The organism is Luteibacter sp. UNC138MFCol5.1, assembly GCF_900110505.1.
In the GTDB taxonomy this organism is placed as follows: domain Bacteria; phylum Pseudomonadota; class Gammaproteobacteria; order Xanthomonadales; family Rhodanobacteraceae; genus Luteibacter.
The window spans coordinates 129,863-136,399 of record NZ_FODZ01000004.1 but is presented as its reverse complement, the minus strand read 5'-3'; the positions used below and the strand labels follow the sequence as shown (position 1 = coordinate 136,399).

Here is a 6,537-nt window from a genome sequence, read left to right as displayed (position 1 = left end):
CATCCCTCACGTCGCACCGGCGCACGCCGGTGCCCACGGCGAGGCGATCGGTCATCGCGACACCGCACACGCACGAACGCCCGGAGCGTGACGCACCCTCCTGGACCGAGGACGTGGACCCCGGCGTGCGCCGGGGTGACGGCTTCATGCATTACTACCCCTCGCGTCGCACCGGAGTAAGCGCCAGGCCCAACGCACGACCCGACGCGCATCACGAATTGGCCACGAGTGGCATCGCCGCCATGACGGAACGCGCTACCCTCGGGGCTTTGCCCCAGGAGTCCGCCATGATTCGAGCTCACGTGAAAGCGATCGTCCTCGCCTGCTGCATCGCCGCGCTGCCCGCCCACGCCGCCACCGACGAAGCGGGGTTCACCTCGCTCTTCGATGGCAAGACGCTCGCTGGCTGGCATTCGTTCGGGCAGAAAGGCGCGGCGAAGAACTGGACCGTCGTCGACGGCATGATCCACTTCCAGCGCAACCGGAAAGCCGATGCGCAAGATGTCGCGGATCTGGTCACCGACAAGGAGTACGAGAACTTCCATCTGAAGCTCGAATGGAAGATGACCCCCTGCGCCGACGCCGGCATCATGTTCAACGTGCAGGAGTCGCCGAAGTACCACCAGACCTGGGAGACCGGTCCGGAGATGCAGATCGCCGACCTGGTCTGCACGAAGCCCGACAGCTACACCCTCTACGAACGCTCCGGCGACCTCTTCGACCTCATCTCCTCGGACATCGAAAACGTCAGGGAGGCCGGTAACTGGAACGCGGTCGAGATCATCGTCGATCACGGCCACGTCCGCTTCATCCAGAACGGCCACACCACGGTGGACACGACGCTGTGGACGCCGGAATGGAACGCGCTCGTCGCGAAGACCAAGTTCGCGAAGATGCCGGACTTCGCCCGCTTCCATAAGGGCCACATCGCCCTGCAGGGCGGCGAGGACAAGGGCGTCGAACCGATCACGTTCGTGTACCGCAACCTGCGCATCAAGGAACTGCCGTAGGGGCGCGTTTTCGGCAGGAGTCGCCTGTCCTTCGTTGTCATTCACGACGACCGGCGGACAAATGGCACGCGCCGCGCATGTCGCGGCGCGTCAACCGCCATGTATCGCCTGTCGCCCATTCGACTCGTCGATCGCACCGCAACGCGCCATTTCCTGTCCAGTGGACATTCACGTCGCCGGTCACAGTTCGCTCGGCAGCCGATAGACAACGTTGTCATGCCGGGATTAAACCGGAGCCGCTTTCGCAGTCGGCAGTACGGCAGGGTTGCAAGGGGACCGAACGGATCCGCGCGACGCGTACCGGAGAAGCCCCTTCCATTCACTTCGATCTGGAGGCGCTCCCATGTTCACTCGTCCATCTTTCCGCATCGCGGCCGGTGCCGGCACCGGCACGCTCGGTGTCGCCATCGCCATCGCGCTGTCGTCCTTCGTTCCCGTCCACGAGGCGCATGCAGCGACCGCATGCGCCGCCGCGTGGTCCGCCACGGCCGTCTATACCGGCGGCAGCACCGCCAGCCGCAACGGCACCAACTACGTGGCCAACTGGTGGACGCAGGGCAACGATCCCGCCACCAGCAGCGGTGGGCCCGGATCGGGCCAGCCCTGGACCTCCCAGGGCGCCTGTGACGGCGGCAGCACGCCTCCGGACAATCCGCCCGACAACCCGCCCGACAATCCGCCGCCCGCCGCGGGCGACCTGCTCTTCAGTCCCTACAAGGACATCACCATCAACCTCGACTGGAACACGAACATCATGTCGACGATGGTGATGGGCACGCGGATACCCGTCGTCGGCAGCGGCAGCCTCGTGTCGACGCAGGTTCCGAACCTCGGCGCCATCACGCTCGCCTTCGCCTCCGGCGAATGCGGCAGCGAGAACTGGGGCGGCCTGCCCGCCTCGGCCTTCGCCGGCGCTAACATCGCGCGGCTCAACAACGCAGGCATCAACTACGTGGTCTCCACAGGCGGCCAGGCGGGCGTGTTCACCTGCAGCAGCGCGGCGGGCATGGCGAAGTTCCTTTCCACGTACATGACCCCGCACATGGTCGGCGTCGATTTCGACATCGAGTCCGGGCAGACGCCCGCACAGCTCAACGCACTCGTCAGCAACGCGGTCTACGCCGAGAGCCTGTATCCCAACCTGCGTTTCTCCTTCACGCTAGCGACCCTCGCGGCTTCCGATGGCAGCTACGGCGGCGTCAACGCCACGGGCGACGCGGTGGTGCGCGCGGTGAAGGCCTCGGGCCTGAAGAACTACACCATCAACCTCATGACGATGGACTACGGCAGCGCCGGCCCCTCCATCTGCGTGGTGAACAACGGAAGCTGCGACATGGGCCAGTCGGCGATCCAGGCCGTGCAGAACCTGCAGCACACCTACGGCATCCCGCTGAGCAGGATCGAGATCACGCCGATGATCGGCCTGAACGACGTGGTGAGCGAGACCTTCACCGTCGCGGATATCGACAAGGTCACGCAGTACGCGGTCGCGAACAAGCTCGCGGGCGTGCACTTCTGGTCGCTGGACCGCGACAACCCCTGCGGCGGCGGCTTCGCCTCGCCGACGTGCAACTCGGTGCCCGGCACGACCGTGCTCCAGTACACGAAGAAGTTCCTGACCAACCTCGGCAAGTGAGACGGCGTCGTCAACGCGATCGCACGCCGCGATGACCGCACCTTGAGATACCGGGTGCAACGGTGGGGGCTCTTTTCATGGAGCCCCCACCCCGATGAAAGCCCTGACGTATCACGGTTCCAAGGACGTCCGCGTCGAAACCGTTCCCGATCCGCGCATCGTCGAAGCCGACGACATCCTCCTGCGCGTGACCGCCACCGCCATCTGCGGCTCCGACCTGCACCTCTATCACGGCAAGATCCCCGAAACGAAGCACGGCGACATCTTCGGGCACGAGTTCATGGGCGTCGTGGAGGAAGCCGGCCCCGGCGTTACCGAGGTCTCCGTCGGCGACCGTGTCGTCATTCCCTTCGTCATCGCCTGCGGCCACTGCTTCTTCTGCGAGCTCGAACAGTACGCGGCCTGTGAAACGACCAATCCCGATCAGGGCGCCAGCCTGCGCAAGCGCGCCATGATGACGCCGCCGGCCGCGCTGTTCGGCTACAGCCACCTGTACGGTGGCGTTCCCGGTGGCCAGGCCGAGTTCGTGCGCGTGCCGAAGGCCAATGTCGGCCCGTTCGTCATCCCTGGCAGCCTCGACGACGAGCGCGTGCTGTTTCTTTCGGACATCCTGCCCACGGGCTACCAGGCCGTGCTCAACGCGAAGATCGGTCCGGGTTCGTCCGTCGCGATCTTCGGCGCGGGGCCGGTCGGCCTGATGTCCGCCGCGTGCGCGCGCATGCTCGGCGCGGAGCGCATCTTCATCGTGGACGACGAACCGTACCGCCTCGACTTCGCGGCGGCGACCTACGGCGCCATCCCCATCGACTTTTCGAAAGTCGATTCCTCCGAGGCGATCCTCGAGAAGACCCACGGCCGCGGCGTGGACGCGTCGATCGATGCCGTGGGTTTCGAAGCCAAGGGAAGCACGGTCGAAACCGTGATGAGCACGCTGAAACTGGAGACGAGCTCGGGCGAGGTGATCCGCCAGTGCATCGCCGCGACCCGTCGCGGCGGCATCGTGAGCATCCCCGGCGTCTATGCGGGCTTCATCCACGGCTTCCTGCTCGGCGATGCCTTCGACAAGGGCCTGACGCTGGCGATGGGCCAGACGCACGTGCAGAAATACCTGCCCGAGCTGCTCGACGCCATCGAGGACGGCCGGCTTCAACCGGACGTGATCATCTCGCACCGGATGAAGCTGGCCGACGCCGCGCGCGGCTACGACGTCTTCGATGCGAAGAAGGAGGATTGCCGCAAGGTCGTGCTCACGCCTTGAACTAGGGGGCCGAAGGCGGCCGGGCGGCGGCATCGCGCTCGGCCGCATACTGGGCGATGAGGGCATCCGCCATCGCCTTGTACACCGGCACGCGGCAGACCAGCGCCGATACCGCGCGCGCGAGCAGGCACGCCGCCATGATCGGCAACGCCATCTGGTGGTTCGCCGTCAGCTCGAGGGAGATCACGGCGGACGTCAGAGGCGCCTGCGTGACGCCGGCCAGATAGGCCGACATGCCCAGCAGCACCACGGCCGACGCGTCGGCGCCTGGCAGGAAGTGCGCGATGTTGCCGCCCAGTCCTGCGCCGACCGCCAGCGCCGGCGAGAAGATGCCGCCTGGAATGCCGGCCCACGACGAAGCGATGTTTCCGAGGAATTTCAGGGCGCCGAACAGCGGCCCGGCGTCGCCGTGCCCCTGCAGGATGTCGCGCGCCTGCGCATAACCGGTGCCATAGAGACCGCCGGCGCTGAGCTGGCTCAGCAGCACCAGCGCGAGGCCGCACGCCGCAGCGAAGACCACCGGCTGCCGCGCGCGCAGTCGCCCGAGGACGCCGCGCATGCCGGTGGCCGAGGGAATGATCAAACGGGCGAAGAGCCCGCCGGCGAGGCCGCCCACGACGCCGGTCAGCAGCACCGCGATCCACGCGCGCCCCAGCGGCAGGGCCGCGGAGATGTCGCCGAAGTAGGCGTAGTTTCCGAGGATGCCAAGCGACACGACGCCGGCCACGATCACCGCCGTGAGCAGCGTGCCGCTCATCCGGTGCTCGAACGTGCCGGACATCTCCTCGATGGCGAAGACGACACCGGCCAGCGGCGTGTTGAAGGCCGCGGCCAGGCCGGCGGCCGAGCCGGCAAGGATGAAGCGGCCGGCGGCGGCCGGTTCGTCGAAGCCGAATCGCCGCCCCAGCGAGTACAGAAGTCCCGCGCCGACATGCACGGTGGGACCCTCACGCCCGACAGACGCGCCTCCGAGCAGCGCCGCGAGCGTCAACGCCATCTTGCCCGCGGCGACGCGCAATGCGAGCAGCCGCGAGCGGAAGCCGTCGTCTTCCACCTTGAGCGCCGCGATCGCCTGTGGAATGCCGGACCCACGCGTCGCCTTCAGCGCCCCCTGCGTGAGCCAGCACAGCAGCGCGAACATCGATGGCGTGACGAGGAACGGCACCCAGCGACCGTGCGCGGCCATCCCGCGAAACGCCTCCGACGCGAAGTCCGCCGCCCGTGCGAAGAGCACCGCGGCCAGGCCGACGACGATGGCGCCTACCCAGAAGACGATCCGCCTGCGCCACTGCGTCGGCGAGAGCCAGTCGTGGTTCGTGACGCGCTCGAAACGCGCCGCGATGCGTGCGCGCCGGTCACTCATCGGCGGAAAGCGGCATGGGGAGGGCCTTTGCTTCGGAGCTCCCCATGATACCCGCGCGCGCGGCGCGATGCCCGCCGCCGTGGATCAGGGGAAGAACACGAAGAAGATGAAACAGGCGAACAGCATCAGGTGCACCGCGCCCTGCAGCAGATGCGTGCGCGGGCTCGAGAAGGTCACCACGGACATGAACAGCGTGAGGACGAACAGCACCAGATCGCTGTGGTCGAGGCCCAGGGTGATCGGATGATCCGTGACCCGGCTGATCAGGAGGATCGCGGGCACGGTCAACCCGATCGTCGACAACACCGATCCGAGGAACACGTTGACCGACCGCTGCAGTTCGTTTCGGTTCGCGGCGCGGATGGCGCCGAGGCCCTCGGGCAAAGCGACCAGGATCGCCATCGCGAGACCGCCGAGCGCGATGGGCGCGTGCAGCGTCTCCATGACGTAGTCGATCGGCACCGCCAGGTGATCGACGAGGAACACCACCGGGATCATGTAGGCGATCAGCAGCGCGGCCGACGTACCCGGCCCCCGGTCGACCGGCCGCTCGCGCGTGTCCCGCACCTTCGCGGCATCCTCGACGAAGTAGCCGCGCATGCGCCGGTTCTGCAGGAACACGAAGGTGACGTAGAGAACGAAGGCGAAGATCGCGATGAACAGCTGATGCGGCAGTCGACGATAGGCTCCGACCGCGCCGTGCGCGAAGTCCGGCATCACCATCGCCAGCACGCCCAGCGGGATGATCAGCCCCAGGTACGCGTTCGCGCCCTGGAGGTTGTAGGCCTGCTCGTTGTGCTTCAGGCCACCGAGCAGCAGCGACATGCCGACCATGCCGTTGAGCACGATCATGGTCACGGAGAACAGCGTGTCGCGCGCCAGCGTCGGATTGTTCTCCCCGTGCAGCATCACCGCGGTCACGCTCATCACCTCGATCGACGTCACGGCGAGCGTGAGGACCAGCGTCCCGCGCGGTTCGCCCAGGTGGTGCGCCAGATGCTCCGCGTGCCGGACCACCGCCACGGCGCAGCCGAGCACGATGAGGAACAGCCATGCGAACACGCAGACCAGCCACTCGGTGCGCTCCAGATGCGCCAGGAGCGTCTCCGGCAAGATCAGGAAGGCAAGACAGGTGAGCCACGCCAGCGGCAGCAGCTTCTCGCCACGGATCACCGAAGCCCAGCGGATGCGGTGGACGGGCGGCGCTGCATCGGCGGTTTCCGGCGAGGGATCCATGTCGCGTCCGGCAAGGTCGGTCGGGAGGCGTGTC

The 6,537-nt window shown here is 67.1% G+C and carries 5 protein-coding genes; 3 read left to right on the top strand and 2 right to left on the bottom strand.

All coding sequences use genetic code 11. The features are described 5' to 3' along the window. The first annotated feature begins 287 nt into the window (after positions 1–287). The 3 genes from BMY69_RS12765 to BMY69_RS12755 all read left to right on the top strand — a co-directional run bounded on the left by BMY69_RS12765 (position 288) and on the right by BMY69_RS12755 (position 3,904). Entirely contained in the window at positions 288–1,010 is a 723-nt protein-coding gene (locus BMY69_RS12765) for a 3-keto-disaccharide hydrolase (protein WP_255364549.1), read from the top strand. Between the two features lie 343 nt (positions 1,011–1,353). Beyond that, positions 1,354–2,646 (top strand): carbohydrate-binding protein, encoded by a 1,293-nt coding sequence (locus tag BMY69_RS12760; protein WP_090178774.1) that lies wholly within the window; start codon positions 1,354–1,356, stop codon positions 2,644–2,646. A gap of 94 nt (positions 2,647–2,740) precedes the next feature. Next, the gene (locus BMY69_RS12755; RefSeq protein WP_090178772.1) at positions 2,741–3,904 is read left to right on the top strand and encodes a zinc-dependent alcohol dehydrogenase; all 1,164 of its coding nucleotides are present in this window, start codon (positions 2,741–2,743) and stop codon (positions 3,902–3,904) included. Position 3,905: 1 nt separating this feature from the next. Here BMY69_RS12755 and BMY69_RS12750 read toward each other — a convergent pair whose 3' ends face one another. Together BMY69_RS12750 and BMY69_RS12745 are read right to left on the bottom strand one after the other, a co-directional pair. After that, the gene (locus BMY69_RS12750) at positions 3,906–5,267 is read right to left on the bottom strand and encodes a chloride channel protein (RefSeq protein ID WP_090178769.1); all 1,362 of its coding nucleotides are present in this window, start codon (positions 5,265–5,267) and stop codon (positions 3,906–3,908) included. Positions 5,268–5,351: 84 nt separating this feature from the next. Continuing rightward, positions 5,352–6,503: a calcium:cation antiporter gene (locus BMY69_RS12745; protein WP_090053232.1), complete on the bottom strand. Its 1,152-nt coding sequence runs from the start codon at positions 6,501–6,503 to the stop codon at positions 5,352–5,354. Positions 6,504–6,537 lie beyond the last annotated feature (34 nt).